We start from the raw sequence: 18,733 nt of genomic DNA on the forward strand, positions 1-18,733 counted from the left end.
TATGGACTTAACTCCAAGGTTTAGGATAGAACATGCAATGAAAATTAGAGGAGGAAACATTATGCAAACAATCACACTCAATAATGGTGTCACCATGCCGCAACTAGGATTTGGCGTTTATCAAATACCTTTGGAAGAAACAGCAGAAGCTGTTTACCAAGCAATCAAAGCTGGGTATCGACTGATCGACACTGCTTCTATTTATGGAAATGAAACAGAAACAGGCGAGGGAATCAAGCGCGCCATCACTGAAGGTCTAGTCACTCGAGAAGAACTTTTTGTTACCTCTAAATTATTTATTCTCCAAGCTTCCGAAGATAAAGCGAAAGAAACGATTGAACATTCGCTTGAAACAATGGGATTAACTTATCTTGATCTCTACCTTATTCACCAACCATATGGAGATATTTATGGTGCTTGGCGCTCAATGGTTGCTGCTCAAAAAACAGGAAAATTACGTGCAATTGGCGTTTCAAATTTCAAATCAGCTAAGATGATCGAGTTTGTCGGCTTGAATGAGGCGAAACCTCAAATCAATCAAATCGAAGTGAACCCTTGGAATCAACGAGCGGAAGATCAGGAATGGCATGAAAAATATGACGTCCAAGTTGAAGCTTGGGCTCCCTTTGCAGAAGGACGCCATGACCTATTTACCAATCCGACATTAGCAGAAATTGGCAAGCAATATGGCAAAACGGTTGGTCAAGTTGTTCTTCGCTGGTTGATGCAAAGAGGGATTGTCGCTTTAGCAAAAACAGTTCGTCCAGAACGGATGGCTGAAAACATTGCTATTTTTGACTTTGAGCTTTCCCAAGAAGACATTGAAAAAATAGCCGCTTTAGATAAAAAAGAGTCCGCATTCTTTGACCACGATGCCCCCCAACAAGTGGAATGGTTTATGGAGCGGATGTTAGATACTGAAAGTTAATAGGTTTTTATTGAAGAGAACCAATACAAGTCCGCTCACATTGCAAAAGGAAGCGGACTTGTATTAGTTCTTACTGAATTGTATGTCGTCACTTTTCTTTGTCAGTATGACAATGTTCTTGGAAATAGGGCCAGTGAGTCATCTTTGAACAAGGAGTTGCTTTTCATATTTAGCAGTGGAACCTAAATGATGATCTAAAAAATGACGAAGGACAGACATTCGTAGATAAGAACTGTACAAAACAACATGCCTAAGACGCTTCTCTGACCTCTCAAATGTACTTTCACCAAATATGTTTTAGAGATTCTATACGTACATAATAGATAAATTGCCCCCAATTCTTCTACTATTAAGAGGAAACATTAAGAAGAAATCTTTAGATCAAGATAGCTGCTGCCATCACAACGAAATTATAGAAGCTATGTGCAAAAATGGATTCCCAAATATTTCCCCTACGTAAATAGGTGATCGTCAAATAAAACCCTATGACAAAGTAGGGAAAAAGAGCAAAAAGATTCCCGTTCACATTTACGATATGACTTTCAGTAAAAAGCAAGAGGCTTCCGACAGCAGTGATGATTCTCAACCATCGTTTTTCTCCAACATAAATCAGTGTATAGCGATAAAGCATTTCCTCGAAAACAGGTGCTAGCAAAAGTACATCGAATACAAATGGAAGGGTTCTTTGATCGGAGAGATAAACAAAAATCAACGCATTGAGATCACGAAATAAAAGAATATTAATTAAACCGATAGTGAGGATAATACTAGTAGGTACGATGAGACCGATTTTTATTAGCGCAATTTTATTTATCTTTTTATAACTCTCTACTAAATAGTTACGGAAAAGAAGGATACCAAGTAAAACGAACAATAGTTTTACTCCGAAATGATTATAACTCATCAAATATCTTGCATAAAAAGAAGGAATGCCACGTATTGCTAGCCCCTTCCATAGGACATAAAACAATAAAAATAACCCTCTTTTCAACTTATCCCTCCTAATGAACGAAAGCTTTATACTCCAGATAGTTTTACTCTTCTTTCAGTTCTTCCTATCTCTAAAATAACAATAAACCAAATAACCACTCGAGCATACTAACAAAGGAAGTCCGACATAGAGCATACCAGTTCCTAATGGATAATTAATAGCAAGATCAAGTTGGATATTCTTAAGCTCTTCTTGGCTTATTGTGTCAAAATCTTGAATAGGAATCAAAATCGTTTGTAAAAAAAAGCCAACGACCGTGATAAAAAGACTGAAACAAAAAACGCCGAGTGCAAATTTTTTCATAAGAGACCTCTTTTCAGCATACACTTTATTGCTTTACCATCTTATTATACATATCAATCATTAAAAAAAGAAACTTAAAATATTTTTACACATTATACTTACAACAATTAACAAGGAAACCATCCTATAGAAGTCATTCCTTAGCTGGAAAAAGGAGTCTCCTCACTAATAATTCTTCCATCAAACAACATAGGAAGTGCTTAATTTCCTTCATTCGACTTACTTGAAATCTGCCTCTATGAAGACTAGAAACACGTATCCAAATCACCGCTATCCACCGTATTTAGAGTATCGATGTGCTTTTTTAAGACAGTGCCGAATTGGCAGACCTTTTCTCCGAAAAAATCAGAGGAGATGCTAACAAAAATACCGCTAGCAGCAAACGAATCATCGTCCTTACCAACGGCATTTTATTAAAGACTTCTGTCCTGGATTCTCTAAAAATTCCACTTCATATTTTTAGTCAGGCACTGTTTTTATTGTAAAAAGAACTTTCTTTTCTTTAACGTAGTAAAGGTGCATTGCCATTCTTTTCTAACACATGTTTTGTGGCCCATAGTAGAAAGACTCAGTACTTTTTAAACGGTTCTTTATCTCGTAAATGAATATTCTCATGATTGTCTTCGATCATTTCAATCACTCTTGGTTCACTCGTAGCGTACGCTTCCTTCAGCGCAGCATCTAAAGCTTCTTTGGAACGTACACGAACTGCTTTAATACCGTAGCTTTCAGCCATTTCTTTATACCCAATATAATCGATATCGACCCCTTCTTTTTGTCCGTTATAGTCTAGTTCTTGTTGGAATTCAACCATGTTGTATTCTTTATCCACCCAGATTACTTGCACAATATTCAAATTGTAATGGGCTACTGTAGCTAATTCTTGTGAGGAAAACATAAAGCTGCCATCCCCACCTGAAGACAAAATCTTTTCCTCTGGACGTAACAGTGCTGCTGAAATCGCCCAAGGAAGACCGACGCCTAAGGTTTGTTCCCCATCAGACATTAAGAAATGTTTTGGCCGATACACATTTAGGTACGAACCCAGCCACACTTCATGACTTCCTCCATCCATAACAACGGTCGTATTTGGATGAGCCTCGATTATTTTTTGCAAAGAGTCAACAATTTCCAATGGATGTAGTGCATCCTCAGGTGTTTGGCTGGGTACTTTTTTCTTCGCTGTCAATTTTTCTTGCAAGTCATGAACCACCATTTTCCACTCATCCGTAATGGCTTGTTCCGTTATGCTATTGGTAATATTTTTTAGATTTTTTGCGATATTGCCTAAGAGGATGGTGTCAGGGAGATAAGTTTCATCTAAATGATCCACTACAGTATCAATATCAATAATGCGCTTGTTATCGGTATTCCAAACAGAAGCCCAGTATTCAACCAAATTTAATCCCAATGTAATCACTAAATCACTGTTAAAAACCAGTTCATCCCCAGGCAGGTTATTAAACAGCCCCACTCGACCCACATAGTTTTGGGAAAACTCATGCGTCAATAGACCTGTAGCTTCGAACGTCTCCACGACCGGAATTCCCGTTTTTTTAACGAACCCTTGAATGGCAGCCGCCGCATTATCATCGGCTGCCCGAGCACCAACGATAATAACTGGGCGTTTTGCCGCTTTGATTTTCTCAACTGCACTAAGAATGGCAGCTTCGTCACTAATCGTATTGTCCAATTGATTCACTAAGGTCGAAAAAGCCAAACCAGATTTAGTGGTCTCAGCTAACAGAATATTACCTGGAATATCCATAAAAACGGCCCCGGGATTGCCATTGATACTTGAGACATACGCATTCGCTACTTCATCCGCAAGGGCATCGGTATGCTGAATTTCCTTGGCATATTTAGTAATCGTTGAATCATTCATTACGCCAGAAATATTAGGATTTTGAGGATACGGTGTTACTAACTTCGCTTGTGGAACTTGTCCGGCAATAGCCAATACCGGGTCACCATCAGAAGTCGCCGTAGCTAAGGGCGTGACCAAATTCAAAGCCCCCGGTCCTGACGTAGTCATCACTACACCAGGTTTACCAGTCATGCGCCCAATTCCTTGTGCCATGAAACCAGCATTTTGTTCATGTCTTACCGTAACAACTTTAATCTCTTCACGTTTTTTCAAAGCCATTAATAACGGACCCAACTTGCCGCCTGGCAATTGAAAGACATATTCCACACCATTTTTAATCAATGTATCTACAATCAAGTCTGCACCGTTCTTATTCATAATAAATCTCTCCTAAATGTTTTTTGCAAGTTGTTTATTAGGATTACTTGAGATAACTGTAAAGGTAATAAATTTGCTTACTCGTGTACTATAGATTCAAAAGAAAGAGTTGTACATTAGGGAATTTTTTTATACGTCTATTTCTTATTGCCTTCTTACGATTAGGAGATGAATTGTTTTACAAATAGTAAGTAAATCCTTATGATACTCTCAGACATACGGAAAAGGAGACAACGGAAGATGACAAGAAAAATATACAATTGCGAACATGGCTGCGCGGTCGAATCGACTTTACAAATGATTTCAGGTCGTTGGAAAAGCGTTATCTTATATCATTTGATGTTTGATGGGTCACTTCGCTATAACGAACTACAAAAGCTGATTCCTGGCATCACTAGAAGAATGGTCTCTTTGCAGTTGAAAGATTTAGAAAAGGATGGATTGATCTATCGTAAGGTCGTTCAGGAAAAACCATTACAGGTTGTGTATGGAATGACCGATTATGGCTACTCTTTAAAAGAGATCATTGAATTATTGTATCGCTGGGGCGAAGATTTTAATCACAAAAACGCGGGATTACTTGAAGAAGAATGTTTAACTTGCAATTGATCGCGACTGCTAGTAAAAATGAGGTTTTTAACGTGAAAAAGATTGAAAATATTGAAGAATTATATGAAGCATTAAGCACATCAATGGAACATTCAACGTGGTGGGATACAGAAAATCCATGGGAAATCGTTGTCGGATCAATTTTGGTTCAAAATACCAATTGGAAAAATGTGGCCTATTCCTTAGCAAACATCAGAAGAGAGATTGGATTTTCTCCGAAAAGATTGGCAGAAATTGATCAGTTCCTTCTTCAGGATCTGATTCGGCCCAGTGGTTTCTACAAAAATAAATCCCGCGCGATAAAAGAAATCTTTTCTTGGTTTCAGCGCTACAACTATGATATCGGTATTCTACAGAAAAAAGAACAGGCTGAGTTACGAAAAGAGTTGCTAGCTATCTATGGTGTTGGCTATGAAACGGCAGATGTACTAATGGTTTTTGTGTTTAATAAGGTCGTGTTTATCGCTGATAAATACGCACAACGAATTTTTAGTCGCTTAGGCCTAAATGAGCCGCTTACTTACCTCACCCTTCAAAATATGATCGAATTACCAGATACATTTACCAATGAACAAGCTCAAAACTTTCATGGTTGGCTAGTTGATTACGGTCAAGTCCATTTGAAATCGGATAAAGACTGGCAAGCAGGCTTCTTAAGTCAGTTTACACTCGTTCACCTCTAATTGTGGTATAAAAAAATTCCCTAATTTACATTTCATTGACCGAGGATTACGCTATCCTTGTTACAAAAACACGTTTCAAGGAGGAGATAGTATGAACGATCCATTTTTAGGATTACAAGACGTGCCAGCGTTTCACGTGACCAGTAAGGACATTGTTGACGGGAAACTTATGGATAAAAAATTTATGTCTGGTGATTTTGGGATTGAGGATGGACAAGATATTTCACCAGAGCTTCACTGGACCGGTGCACCAAGCAATACGAAAAGCTATGCGGTTACCTTATACGACCCTGATGCACCAACTGGATCAGGATTTTGGCATTGGGCAGTCATGAATATCCCCGCTTCTGTAGAGGAATTATCACAAGGAGCCGGCAGTAGCGATAACGCAAAGCTGCCACCGGGAGCCGTTCAATTACCAAATGATGCCCGCATGAAAAAATATATTGGTGCTGCGCCGCCCAAAGGTCATGGTGTTCATCACTACTTCTTAACGGTTTGGGCATTGGCTATTGAGAAAGTTGAAATTCCTGAGGATTCTACCCCAGCTTTTTTCATTTTTAATACCTTTGGACATGTCCTAGCTCGTGGTGTTGTGAACTTTGAAGTCGAAGTGAAATAGGGAAAGCTCAGAGAGGAAGATACGTAATGAATGCTGCAAAAGAAAACTATTTTGGCAAACTAGAACAAGTCCATGAATTTTATGATGCGATGCCTACCGGCGTTAGCTTATCGGAAACCGGGAGAATCTTTATTAATTTTCCTGAATGGGGAGACCAAGTAACCGCGACAGTCGTTGAACGAGTAGACGGCAAATTAATTCCTTATCCTAGCCAAGAAGCGAATACATTTGATCCTCAAAAACCGGAAAACGGATTTCTAAGTGTACAAAGTATCGTTGCTGATGGTGCTGGTACTTTGTGGGTATTGGATACCGCTGCACCCAAATTCACCGTTCCTGTTAAGGGTGGGGCAAAACTGGTTGCTGTGGATTTAAGTACTAATCAAATTCGCAAAGTCTATACTTTTTCACCGGATGTCGTCCTAGACTCTACGTATTTGAATGATGTTCGAATTGATTTACGCCGCGGTTCTGAAGGGGTAGCCTATATAACCGATTCTTCTATTACCGGTCCTGGTGCGTTGATCGTACTCGATTTAGGTACTGGCGATGCATTCCGTATTTTAGATGGCACGCCCTCCACCGCGGTTGATCCAGCCTTTATTCCTAAAGTTGAAGGCGAGATTTTGTTAAATCGCTCGGCTGATGGAACAACTTCGCATTGGCAAGTGGCAGCTGACGGCCTAGCGATTTCTCCCGACGGAAAAACCTTGTTTTTTAGTCCTTTATCCAGTCGACATTTATACTCAATTGAAACCGATAAAATTTTCAACAAAGAAATTGATGATCACGCATTAGAAGCACATGTTAAAGATTGGGGCGAAAAAGGCGCCTCTGATGGCATGATTACGGCAGAAGATGGAACGATCTATGCTGGCGACTATGAAAACAACAGCATTCGTGTGATTCACACGGATGGTACTATGGAGACTTTGGCTCACGATCCGCGTATTTTATGGCCAGATACTTTATCTATTGGACCAGATCAATACTTATATTTTAACGCCAACCAGCTGCAACGGCAGGCTAGTTTTCACAAAGGAGAAGACCTGAGAGAGAAGCCTTACAGTCTGTTCCGCATTTTTATCGGAAAAAATCCTGCGAAAGCAAACTAACCGGTCTTGATCCAAAGGGAGGGCAATACGTAAAAGAACTAATGCGATTTTCTATCCAGAAAAGGAGGAATGAAGATGTCAGAACAGAAAACGATGAATGTAATAGGCTTTTTCGAAGGCCTGCCAATTGAATCTACGCATAGTTTTATTGACCAAAAAGAAGGAATCCCTGTTCCAGGCCCTCGTGATTTATTAGTAAAAATCAAAGCCGTTTCGGTCAATCCAGTCGACACCAAATTACGGCAAACGACTCGCAAGCGAAATGCCCTGCGTATCTTAGGTTTTGATGCGGTCGGAGAAGTGGTCGCTGTCGGAAAAGATGTCATGAAATTTACTGTTGGTGATCGGGTCTTTTATGCAGGAACCACCACTCGATCAGGAAGCAATCAAGAATATCAAGCAGTCGATGAACGGATCGTTGCCCTAGCCCCTAAAAATTTAACAGATGAAGAGGCTGCTGCATTCCCATTGACTGCATTAACCGCTTATGAATTGCTGTTTGAAAAATTCGGCTTGATTCCTAAAGAAAACGCCAATCAAGGGAAAAGTATTCTCGTCATCAATGGTGCGGGTGGCGTCGGATCGATACTGAATCAGTTGGCTCATTGGGCAGGTCTAGAAGTGTATGCTACCGCTAGTTCAAAAAATTTTGACTGGCTTCAAAAAACCGGGGTTGACCACCCTTTAGACTACCATCACGACCTAAGGGACAGCTTTCGAGAATTAGGCGTTCCGAATGTTGACTATATCGCTGTCTTGTTTGACATCACCCAATACTTTGATCAAATCAGCCATTTGGTAAAACCTTATGGTCATGTGGGCACGATCGTTGGCCTTCACGAGCCCCTTGATTTAAGTGTATGGAAAAACCTTTCTGTTAGCTTTGATTGGGAGTATATGTTCGCTAAAACAGACCACGACTATCAAATCGAGACACAAGGACAAGCGCTAAAAGTGATTGCTGATTTAGCAAATGAAGGGACACTAAAAACAACCTTAAGCAAAGTCTATTCGGATGGAATCAACGCGGCAAATTTGAAGCGCGCAACGAGAGATGTCGAAAGTGGCCATATGTTGGGAAAAGTCGTTGTAAGTGGTCCTTTTAATGGAAACCCTACAGGGAATTAATCGCCCGAGCCATTTAATGAACGCACCCTTCAACAGAATTCATCATATATTCTAATACACTATCACTGATTTTTCGTAACAGCCGGATTCTCAAAGAATGATTTGTAGATGAAAAAAGCATTCAGAAAACAATGGGTCTCTGAATGCTTCATTCATCAATATAATAATCTAATGGATAACATAGTTAAAACTGAAATCAAGGTAAATCCATATTCGTTTTTCATAAAATCATCATCCATTCATAACTTAAAAAATAGTCATTCTTAGTAAGTGTTTATTTTCAAGAAAATTCATTCTCTTTACTTAGTAAGATAGAAAAAGACAACAACCATTATGACAACAAGTACCCAAAAATACCATTTTTCAGAGTTTTTTTTCTTCATATCTATTCTCCCTTTCTATTCATCTCAATTTTGAAAGAAACATAATAAGCAAAATATCGCCTTCTTGAAGGGCAATCGCTATCTGACTCCCTATCCGATTAATTCTCGGTTAACTCATCCCTAAATTTCAGGAATAGGTCTTTCGCTTGTCCTGTACTCATGTTTGTCAGGACTTTAATTTTCTTGACCATGCCAATATCATTTTCGTTTTTTGAAAGCATTTGTCGTGCCATTTCTTCTTTGATCTCTGCTTCTTCTTCCTTCGTTAAATTTCTGACTTCTTTCTTTTTACCAAATAACCCCATCCTGTTCTCCCCTTCTTATAAAATTTATGCGCTTTTCACACTAGCCAGACTGAGCATTCTTTTTATCTAAAATGCGTTTTTCTGTCCATGACTTGATTCCTATACTCTAATCTACCATTTCTGTCGAAACCGAGGAAATGGTTCGTTCTCTTTTTTATTTTTAGGGAAGATATAAAAATAAAACACGGAGCCAATGATGATCGCTGGCGGCACCGAGATGCTCAATAATTTTAAAGCAGTGTTTAAAAGCACACCAAATTTTTCTTGAATAGAAAGATTCATAATCGTGCTGAAGTCTTGATTGAACGAAGTAACGATCATCGTGACAAAAAAGAGCAAGCAAAAACTAATCACCCCATACTTGATACTTACTTTTAAATTCTCATTGTCTTTCTTAGTTTCTTCCAAAAGTAATGTTTCTAATGAGATATCCAATTCTTCGGCTATTTTGATCATATTTTTTTTGCTAGGGTAGGTAGCACCTAACTCCCATTTTGAGATTGTCTTGTCACTTACTTCTAATAATTCTGCTAGCATACTTTGCGTTAGCTTGTTTTTTTCTCTATATTCTTTCAGCTTCATTGCTAATATCGTTTCTTTCATATTGACCACTCCTCATCGATTTCTACCTTTCATTTTGACATAAAACCTACCATTTAACAGGAATTCTTGAAAAAGAGAGTAGAATAGAGGGGATTTTTAGCTACTTCTGGTGATTTACCTGAAATATACTACCGAATCTTTCCTTACAACAATAGTTGTTGTGCATTCTGATATCTTCTAAATACTATCAAACCAGAAATCATAAGCATCTGTGAATAATTAAAGGAGACGCAAAAACTTCCCAGTTTTTGCCCTCCCTCATTTCTCAAGAAAATATGTTAATAGAAGATTCTCTTCCTATCATTCACATTAAAACAAGCCAAAGTATTTTTTCACTTCAATATACACTAAAGGAAAAATGGATAAGCCGATTACCCATAGCCAGTCAACTGCACGAAGAGAGACAAAGCCAAAAATGGTTTGCGTGAATGGAATCGTTACTAACAAGATAATGATCAATGCACCTATGAAGGTTGTCATTACTAACAACGGATTGCTCAAAAAACGCAGCTTCAGGATAGATTCTTTACTTCTACAATTAAACATATGCACAATAGTTGATAATCCCAATACAATAAATGTCATTGTCTGCGAAACCTCTATCGATTCTAGACGTCCAATTAGAATCGCGCCTAATGTGACGCCTGTAAAAACAATTGAAATTTCTACAATTTTTACCAATAATCCTTGCGCAAAAATGCTCGTGTATTTAGTGATAGGGGCTTCCTCCATTGCTTTTTTATCGACTGGTTCAATACTAAGACTCATTCCTGGGATTCCATCTGCAACTACTTTTATGATTAACAATTGAACCGCTGTAACAGGTGCTCCCCACCCAACGAGCAAGGAAATTAAAACGATCGTCAGTGCAGAAATATTGCAACCAAGCATCGCGTATAATGATTTTCTGATATTGCTGTATACCCGTCGTCCTTCTTCAACCGCCTGCACAATCGTCGCAAAATTATCGTCTACTAAAACCATATCAGAGGCTTCCTTTGCTACTTCTGTGCCTCCTCCCATTGCGATCCCTACATCAGCTGCTTTTAATGCAGGTGCATCATTGACACCATCGCCAGTCATGGCGACAATCTCATCATTTTTTTGGAATGCTTTTACGATTCGAATTTTATCTTCTGGGGAAGTACGGGCAAAGACTCGATAGTCATCAATCACACGGGCTAGTTTTTCATCGCTCATTTCATGTAAATCCGCTCCGGTCATTGCTTTCTTTCCATCGGTGAGAATTCCTACATCCTCTGCGATTTTTTTTGCTGTCAGTAAGTGGTCCCCTGTGATCATTACGGTTTGAATCCCTGCTTGTTTTGCAATAGAAACAGCCGGATAGCTTTCGGGCCGAGCTGGGTCGATAATCCCAACAAATCCTGCAAATTCTAACTGACTTTCAAGAATTTCTTCAGTAAGACGTGTAGGTCTTTCATCGTATCTTTTATAAGCAACGCCCAAAACACGATAGGCTTGATTGGCCAACTCATCATGCTTGCTCACGTAGGTGGGGTTGTTCGCATCAATGAGATCCAAGCGATCAAAAGCCCCTTTTGTGACAGAAACATATTGGTTGTTTACTTTATATAAGACAGTCATTCTTTTTCGTTTTGAATCAAAAGGAACTTCATGAATCTGTTCAAAGGTTGAAGCGACTTTACCTAGTTCCTCTTTAGTGAAGAGCGATGCCAGTTTTTTTCTGATCGCCAACTCTGTTGGATTACTAGTTACTATTGTATTTTCTTCCATCGAACTAGCAAGATAGAAGAGAAATAAGAGATTTTTATCCTTCTCTTCTGTTATTTCTAAGCAGGAAGTCAGTCTATCCTTCATGATAATAACTTCTTTCACGATCATCTTATTTTCCGTAATCGTTCCAGTTTTATCTGAGCAGATGATTGAAACACCTCCAACGGTTTCTACTGTTGAAGGAGTCCTAACGATGGTTTTCTTCAGTGCCATATTTCTCATCCCAACAGCTAGAGAGATTGTTACTACGACTGGCAAAACCTCTGGAATAGCAGCAACAGCCATGGATATTGCGGTCATGATACTGGTCTCTAAAGACAATCCTTTGCTGATTCCTATAGCAATCGCTAGAAAGCCAGAGAGAATAGCGATTAGTCCTAGAACTTTCCCAAGTTTTTGCATTTTTATTTGTAGAGGTGCTATGGTTGTTTCTTCCTTGCTTAATAAGCTCGATATTTTACCAATTTCCGTATTCATTCCTGTCTTTTCAACTCGAACGTTTGCTTTTCCTGTGACTACTAATGAGCCAGAAAAAACCAAGTCTTTTCTGTCCCCTAAAGAATCTTCTTTAGAAGAAATATAGGTGGGATCTTTTTCACTTGGTTCACTTTCACCAGTTAGAAATGATTCATCAACAAAGAAATTACTACTCGTTAAAAGTTTAGCATCTGCTGGAATACGGTCCCCTAATGCCAACTGAACAATATCACCAGGAACAATGTTCAAACTTTCAATCTCTTTTAACGCCCCATCTCTGAATACTTTACTTACGGGAACACTTATCTTATTTAATTCACTCATTGATTTTTCCGCATGTTTTTGCTGTCGAATCGACAAATATAGATTAAGAATGACAATTGAAAAGATGACTATCGGTTCCGTAAAATCATCAGGATGGTTTTGAAAAGCAACATAACAAGATAAGAGCGTTGCAACGATTAAAATCAAGATGGTAATATCCTTCATCGACTCTTTCAAATAGTCATAAAAGTGCTTCTCATCTTTGCTTTCTATGGAATTAAACCCATATTTTTCTAGCTTCATTTCTGCTTCTTTACTGGAAAGTCCCGACTGGTTAGGGCTCTTTCCTTTTTCTTTCAATTGTTCTTTTAACATCTGCCTATACCTCCTAAAACAAAAAAGAAGTCAGACAAACTAACCATAAAAGCCTAAGGTTAGTTTTTCTGACTTCAATAAGATTTATTCCGGCGAACAAATCTAATGTCATTATTTAAATTCCACCTAATTATTGCACATCCGAATATTTGGGTCAAGATTTTCACGATGACCGATCAATCAAAATGAGAGAATGGTATGCAAAATCGAGAAAAAGTACGTGTACATCCTTATCCTATAGACAAGAAGCTCGCCCTTACAAAATGATTTCAGGACTTTCTTTACTTAGCACATAATCATTACCTGCTACTTTAAAATACTCTTGAACCAACTGACTTAACTCTTTGATTGCTTCATTCGCCCGAGCCCGTTGCGTTTCATTGATCGATTCAATGAATAAAACAGCATTGGTGGTCTCTTCTGCTAGCATCGTACGTTGGGCTTCCCGCCAATTTAAGCATCGACAGATTGCACCTTTCTCATCATAGTAAATGACTTCCTTTTCCAAGGCTGGGGAATCAGTATCTGCACCTAAGGGAAAGAAAGATTCGCCACCTTTTGCAACGCCTAAATGAAGGTCGCCGACGATTGTATCGAGGTCTTCTCCGCCTAAAGGGACACCATATTTCAAGGAAATACTATTATAAATATCTACTAAAGGATTGATGGGAGAAAATTCTCTGTCTTGATTCACCCGTTTCAACAGTGCTTCGATGGAAGAGCGTACCCCTTTTTTCGTTTTAAATTGCTGAAAAGCACTTCGCCATTCTTGGATCACCAGGTTTTCACTGAAGGTGTTGGTCGTTAAGTAGCGCTTTGCTTGTTCTTTACTACTTTTTAGCAAGTCAGTAAAAAACGTTTCGTGTGCAGCATCGGCAACATTGTTTATATTTTTTACAACAAGGCAGTTGATTTGTGCTTCTGGAAATAGTGCCCAAAATTCTTGATCGATCATTATTTTCTTCACTTTCTCTACACTCCTGTTTAGTTTATTTGAACAAATTCATGTCCTTTATTTTTCAGGCTCTCTGTTTTTTCAGCAGCCAGCCGAGCTATATCCTTTTTAACAAAATATCAGCTACCTGCGCTTCCTACCCTAGGTAGCATGAATGTACATTCAATCAGATCCAATCTCCCCAGCGGCGTTATTCGTTTAATAGTCTCTTTTGATCCCATTCTTGACGTTGACCCAATCAACTTCTACCGAAGATTTTATTTTTTTCAGCATTTCCGCAAGATTTTTTCTTTCTAAAGCAGATAACTGTTGAATCGCTACTTTATTTGAATAGTTATTTTCTCTTATGATTAATTGAACCGCTTGTTTCCCTTTGGCGGTTGTGTATAAGTGTTTGATTTTTTTATTTTCTTTGTCTGACTCTTTTAGAATAAACCCATTTTCCTCTAACTTTTTTACCGCCCGGGACAAAGTCGTGCGATCAACTTTGATCCGTTCGGCTAATCGTTCAGGAATAATTCCTTCATTTTCAAATATACGAACTAAGTAAATGTATTGCCCTTTACTGAGTTGAACCTCTTTAAATTCAATATTAGCAATTGATTCCAACATTCTACTGATTGATCCTATCTCACGAAGGATATCCTCCACGAACTATCCCCTCCCTATCTAGCACTAGAATAGCCCATTATTGTTGCATATACAACAATAATGGGCTTGATTTACTTTTTTACTCACTCTTAGAAAATGGGTGCATGGCATAAGCTTGTTGTTTCTGTTCTCAAAAAAAGCAGGAGAATACAGAGAAAAAATTCTGGCTCTATAATTTATGGGACTGATGAATCAGAATTGATTCTTCAGCCCCATTTTCATTTTAGGTATTAAAAAACATATCGTTCTCTAGTATGATTAAATCACCACAAAATAAACAACTGAGAGGACGATATGCTATATGAATGATTCTATCAAAAAAATGTTGAGAATAACAGAGAAAGATTTGATGATTACAGAGATCTCTTACGAGACCCTTCAGAAGAAAAAGACGTTGGTCGTCGATGCTGTTCTCTCGCCTACTCCTCGTGCTTGTAGAAGTTGTGGTTCTACTGTGGTAGATGGAAACGGGAAAACAATTATAGTGAAAAATGGGAAGAAGGAAACGATTGTCCGTTTTGAACAATACAATCATATGCCTTTGGTTATGCGCCTAAAAAAGCAGCGCTATACCTGTAAAAACTGCCGAACCCATTGGACTGCTCAAAGTTATTTTGTCCAACCCAGACATTCAATCGCAAATCATGTTAGATATAAAATTGCTTCTTTACTGACTGAAAAAGTATCTTTATCTTTTATTGCGAAAAGCTGTCAGGTATCTTTGACCACCGTTATTCGTACATTGAAAGAGTTTAAAAGCTATTTACCAAAGCAATCTAAGAAGATTCTCCCCAGAGTATTGATGGTTGATGAATTTCGTTCGCATGCTTCCATAGAAGATAAAATGAGCTTTATTTGCGCAGATGGCGAAACAGGAAAATTAATAGATGTTTTGCCTACGCGTAAATTACCTCGATTAACAAGCTATTTCTTAGGTTGTACCAATCCAGAAGAAGTAGAATTCTTGGTGACAGACATGAACGCCGCCTACTTCCAGCTCACCAAACGTGTTCTGCCAAATGCGAAAGTAGTGATTGATCGGTTTCATATTGTCAAACACATGAATCAAGCGTTCAATGAGTTGCGTATCCGTGAAATGAATGAACTTCGTAAAGCCGGACAGAAAAGCCAGGCAGAAAAACTGAAAAAGAACTGGCGCTTTTTGCTAAAAAATCGTGCAAACATCAACCATTATGAATACAAAACATGGAAAAGTTTCCGAGCACCAAAATACCCATTTCTTACTGAAGCAATGATGATTGATCGATTGCTTGAGTTTTCTACGCCCCTGAAGGAGGCGTATCCCTTTTTTCATGAATTAGTTGAAGCCTTTCGAGACAAAGACCCTGACTTATTTTTCTCCTTATTGACAGAACTTCCCGAAACGTTAGATGACAGCTTTCGGGAGAAGCTTCAAAACCTTCTGACCTATGAAGAAGGCATCACCAACGCAATGATCTATCCTTATTCCAATGGAAAAATAGAAGCGAAGAATACCCACATAAAGACAATGAAACGAGTATCCTACAGATTTAAATCATTCGAGAACATGAGAATTAGAATCTTTTTGATCAGTCAATTAATCAAAGTGAGATAACAAAAAATCTGAGCCAGAATGAGGTTCATTCTGACCCAGATTTGATTTTGCACAACTCATCAGTCCTTATTGACAAATAGCCATTTTTTCCCTTTAGGCCTCCTTCCACGTAAGTAATCTATTCATTTGTTAGGAGAATAGTTTTTTAAACAAAAAATGAGAACACTTAATAATCCACGTTATTAAGTGTTTTATTTATACAAAAATTAATATATGTCTAAATTTTTTTTTTCGTTTAGCTTATTTCTTTGGTTTTTCCTTCTCAAGAATTATAAGTTATTTTTTAGCGAGGCATTACCTTACGCTCCGAATTGTTATTATAAAGATAATAAACTTTTAAAATGTCTTCGGCTTTCCTATAAATCAGTTTTATATTTATTAATAATATTTGCAGAACAAAAATACCCGATTACGAATGATCGGGCTCAGAGAGTTAGAACGAAGCTTCTAAATTTTAGGGCCGGATAAGTCTAACTGCTTTAAGCAAATTGTACAAGAATAAAGTGTTTTTCCTTCAGGTCAATTACTGAAGAATTTTGATGCGAAAATGAGAGAGAATCAACGTTTTTTCTTTTGATACTAATGAGTAGTCTGACTATTAAAACTGTAGAAAGTGTCCTCTTGTTTCACTCATATCTCATTCCATTTGATTACTGATTTTTAATGTTTCTGTCCCTTTATATTAATTGTCCTAATAATCATAAATCTAATTTTTAATTGAACAATGATTTAGTTACGAGTTTATGTACACAAGAATAGAGCAATAAATTTCAATTATGGCATTTAAAAAGAGTGTTCAGGAAATCGTCATTTTCTGAACACTCCATATAATGAAAACTGAAAAAATCACTCAATCATTTTTGAGTGATTTTAATGGTGACCACATTTTTATAGTTTTTTCTTAATTTAGAAATCCATATCGAGATTATGTTAATTTGGGGAAGAATTAACACGCGCACTAATTTTTTATCGTTTCTTAATCGTTTTATAAATGCCGTATGCACAATATAAAATAAACAAGACGGGGATAACGACTAATGGCGTTTTTAGTAATAAATAAGGATCTAAAACACCATTGATTGTACCTTGTTTAACCAAAAGATAGTTACAGTAACTGATCAATTGTAATTGAAATAATAAAATGAATCCGATAAATAAACTATAAATGTATTGTTTCTCCATCTTTTTCTCCTTATAGGTTTTTAAATGAGTAATCCCAATGACTAAAGGTTTTTACAGTAGCGGTTCTAGCTGTCTTTGTTTTGACTCCACTTATATACTCACGCTGTACTACTTTTGTAGATTTGTACACTGGTCTAAAAATTATTTGTTGTCTTTTACCTGCGGGGATATTTATAGAATAAGATACTCCGTAAGTCTTTGATTGCCCAATTGTAATTCCCAACGATGCTCCGATTTTATCGGCACCAATTGGATAACTACCTGAAATCGAAGACGAAACAGATCTACTAGAAGTATTTGAGTTAGTGGCTGACAATGTTGCTTTTCCCTTTCCAGATGGTCCATTTCTCCATGCGCCATAAGATGTACCAGCTGATGTTTTCGATTCAATTCTCCACATTCTATATTGAGCTACTCTAGTATTTACTTGTATGCCTTCCGAGTACAAGTTTGTATCATTATCAAGATTAATTTCAGGAACGTTTAAGTACTCTGCTCCTTCGTCCGAAAAAATTGGTGCATTTTCGTCAGGAAGAATAAGTTCATTAGTTTCTTCCATTGTTTCTGCTTTAGCATAAGTTACTGCACCACCAAAAGCTGTAAATACAGTGGTTGCAACTATTGCTGTTAACATAGTTGTTACGATAGATTTTTTCATTTTGATCCCTCTTTCATTTTTTATACACTAAGTATCCTTGAAATATGAAAAAAATGAAAGAAACGAGAAGTTTACATCATCGGTTTACTACTAAAGGTAAACGAAAAGTTTACTTTTAGTAGTTACTATTACACCTTCAGAATTAAAATTGTCTTCACCATAGAATGGTACTACTCATTTAATAGTTTATCTCTTTCTTGAACTAATCCCTTTTCTTTATCAATCAGTGTCAGAAATATTTTATCAGAATACAGTTCTTCCTGAATTTTACCCCTAAATAGCAGAAATTCTTCCGCATAGTTTAATTTTTGCTGATTGACGCTTCTTCTTTCATTACAAACAGTAAGTAAATTTCGTTTTTTCATTCTTACTCCTACTGATTTTGACGTTATTCAATCTGTTCGATCGAAACTGATCCCCACCCCATATAATTTGCTAAGTGTCCGTATCCAGCATATAAATTTAACGCCAGTGCTAAAATGCTGATAAGCCAAATTAATTTATAGTATGAATTACAGCGCTTATTTCTGACAAATACGAACATACACACAATAATGCCCACTGGAAATATGAACGATGCTAGCGCTGAAAGACCAATTAAAACCAGACTTTCATCTTTTCCCAGCGTATTTCGTAAAAGTTGGAGCTTCTGTTTCTTGCTGGCAATATCTTCATTATTATGTTCAATTTTTTTCTTCAACTTTTCATTCTCATCGAGTAGCTCTCCAATAGAAACTTCATAAAGTTGGCTCAGTAGAATTAAGTTGTCGTAGTCAGGGTAGCCTCGGTCATTTTCCCATTTTGAAATAGATTGTCTTGAAACATTAAGCTTTTCAGCTACAAACACTTGTGAGAATCCTTTGTTTTCCCGATGTGACTTAAGTTTTTCCCCGAGTTCCATCAT

At 37.6% G+C, this 18,733-nt stretch carries 18 protein-coding genes; 7 read left to right on the plus strand and 11 right to left on the minus strand.

The features are described 5' to 3' along the window. Window positions 1-61 precede the first annotated feature (61 nt). Window positions 62-928 (plus strand): aldo/keto reductase, encoded by an 867-nt coding sequence (locus tag IGI94_RS15290; protein ID WP_008380285.1) that lies wholly within the window; start codon window positions 62-64, stop codon window positions 926-928. Window positions 929-1,304: 376 nt separating this feature from the next. Here the strand turns inward: IGI94_RS15290 and IGI94_RS15295 are convergent, their stop codons facing one another. The 3 genes from IGI94_RS15295 to alsS all read right to left on the minus strand — a co-directional run bounded on the left by IGI94_RS15295 (window position 1,305) and on the right by alsS (window position 4,467). After that, window positions 1,305-1,919 (minus strand): CPBP family intramembrane glutamic endopeptidase, encoded by a 615-nt coding sequence (locus IGI94_RS15295; protein ID WP_008380288.1) that lies wholly within the window; start codon window positions 1,917-1,919, stop codon window positions 1,305-1,307. Window positions 1,920-1,973: 54 nt separating this feature from the next. After that, window positions 1,974-2,222, minus strand: a complete 249-nt coding sequence (locus IGI94_RS15300) for a hypothetical protein (protein WP_008380289.1) — start codon at window positions 2,220-2,222, stop codon at window positions 1,974-1,976. A gap of 568 nt (window positions 2,223-2,790) precedes the next feature. Then, window positions 2,791-4,467, minus strand: coding sequence for an acetolactate synthase AlsS (gene alsS / locus IGI94_RS15305; protein WP_008380291.1), 1,677 nt, complete (start codon window positions 4,465-4,467; stop codon window positions 2,791-2,793). A 240-nt stretch (window positions 4,468-4,707) separates the two neighbouring features. Between alsS and IGI94_RS15310 the strand changes: the two genes are divergently transcribed. The 5 genes from IGI94_RS15310 (at window position 4,708) to IGI94_RS15330 (ending at window position 8,624) form a co-directional block, all read left to right on the plus strand. After that, entirely contained in the window at window positions 4,708-5,076 is a 369-nt protein-coding gene (locus tag IGI94_RS15310; RefSeq protein WP_008380292.1) for a winged helix-turn-helix transcriptional regulator, read from the plus strand. Then, window positions 5,058-5,759, plus strand: a complete 702-nt coding sequence (locus IGI94_RS15315) for an endonuclease III domain-containing protein (RefSeq protein ID WP_005233189.1) — start codon at window positions 5,058-5,060, stop codon at window positions 5,757-5,759. The genes IGI94_RS15310 and IGI94_RS15315 overlap by 19 nt, the downstream gene beginning before the upstream one ends. Window positions 5,760-5,850: 91 nt before the next feature. Beyond that, window positions 5,851-6,381 (plus strand): YbhB/YbcL family Raf kinase inhibitor-like protein, encoded by a 531-nt coding sequence (locus IGI94_RS15320; protein ID WP_005233187.1) that lies wholly within the window; start codon window positions 5,851-5,853, stop codon window positions 6,379-6,381. Window positions 6,382-6,407: 26 nt separating this feature from the next. Next, window positions 6,408-7,496: an L-dopachrome tautomerase-related protein gene (locus IGI94_RS15325; RefSeq protein ID WP_005233176.1), complete on the plus strand. Its 1,089-nt coding sequence runs from the start codon at window positions 6,408-6,410 to the stop codon at window positions 7,494-7,496. 75 nt (window positions 7,497-7,571) lie between these two features. Next, entirely contained in the window at window positions 7,572-8,624 is a 1,053-nt protein-coding gene (locus IGI94_RS15330) for a zinc-binding alcohol dehydrogenase family protein (protein ID WP_008380297.1), read from the plus strand. Window positions 8,625-9,105: 481 nt separating this feature from the next. Here the strand turns inward: IGI94_RS15330 and IGI94_RS15335 are convergent, their stop codons facing one another. The 5 genes from IGI94_RS15335 to IGI94_RS15355 all read right to left on the minus strand — a co-directional run bounded on the left by IGI94_RS15335 (window position 9,106) and on the right by IGI94_RS15355 (window position 14,392). Beyond that, window positions 9,106-9,312: a hypothetical protein gene (locus IGI94_RS15335; protein WP_077454083.1), complete on the minus strand. Its 207-nt coding sequence runs from the start codon at window positions 9,310-9,312 to the stop codon at window positions 9,106-9,108. 111 nt (window positions 9,313-9,423) lie between these two features. Next, entirely contained in the window at window positions 9,424-9,915 is a 492-nt protein-coding gene (locus IGI94_RS15340) for a helix-turn-helix domain-containing protein (protein WP_139960459.1), read from the minus strand. Between the two features lie 309 nt (window positions 9,916-10,224). Beyond that, complete coding sequence (locus IGI94_RS15345; protein WP_429947875.1) at window positions 10,225-12,786, minus strand: cation-translocating P-type ATPase; 2,562 nt, start codon at window positions 12,784-12,786, stop codon at window positions 10,225-10,227. 256 nt (window positions 12,787-13,042) lie between these two features. Continuing rightward, window positions 13,043-13,741: a B3/B4 domain-containing protein gene (locus tag IGI94_RS15350; RefSeq protein WP_429947927.1), complete on the minus strand. Its 699-nt coding sequence runs from the start codon at window positions 13,739-13,741 to the stop codon at window positions 13,043-13,045. A 198-nt stretch (window positions 13,742-13,939) separates the two neighbouring features. Beyond that, window positions 13,940-14,392 carry a MarR family winged helix-turn-helix transcriptional regulator gene (locus IGI94_RS15355; protein ID WP_086332754.1) on the minus strand — a complete coding sequence of 151 codons (453 nt, stop codon included), beginning with the start codon at window positions 14,390-14,392 and terminating at the stop codon, window positions 13,940-13,942. A 301-nt stretch (window positions 14,393-14,693) separates the two neighbouring features. On the opposite strand from IGI94_RS15355, the gene IGI94_RS15360 reads away from it, so the two are divergent. After that, window positions 14,694-15,989 carry an ISL3-like element ISEfa11 family transposase gene (locus IGI94_RS15360; RefSeq protein ID WP_086332755.1) on the plus strand — a complete coding sequence of 432 codons (1,296 nt, stop codon included), beginning with the start codon at window positions 14,694-14,696 and terminating at the stop codon, window positions 15,987-15,989. Between the two features lie 1,192 nt (window positions 15,990-17,181). Here IGI94_RS15360 and IGI94_RS15365 read toward each other — a convergent pair. The 3 genes from IGI94_RS15365 to IGI94_RS15375 all read right to left on the minus strand — a co-directional run bounded on the left by IGI94_RS15365 (window position 17,182) and on the right by IGI94_RS15375 (window position 18,733). Next, the gene (locus IGI94_RS15365) at window positions 17,182-17,829 is read right to left on the minus strand and encodes a hypothetical protein (RefSeq protein WP_086332757.1); all 648 of its coding nucleotides are present in this window, start codon (window positions 17,827-17,829) and stop codon (window positions 17,182-17,184) included. 170 nt (window positions 17,830-17,999) lie between these two features. Further along, window positions 18,000-18,194, minus strand: coding sequence for a hypothetical protein (locus tag IGI94_RS15370; RefSeq protein WP_086332758.1), 195 nt, complete (start codon window positions 18,192-18,194; stop codon window positions 18,000-18,002). A 23-nt stretch (window positions 18,195-18,217) separates the two neighbouring features. After that, a complete protein-coding gene (locus IGI94_RS15375) occupies window positions 18,218-18,733 on the minus strand; it encodes a helix-turn-helix domain-containing protein (RefSeq protein ID WP_218568917.1) in 516 nt (171 codons plus the stop codon).

Source organism: Enterococcus sp. AZ149, assembly GCF_051714285.1.
In the GTDB taxonomy this organism is placed as follows: Bacteria; Bacillota; Bacilli; order Lactobacillales; family Enterococcaceae; genus Enterococcus_D; species Enterococcus_D entomosocium.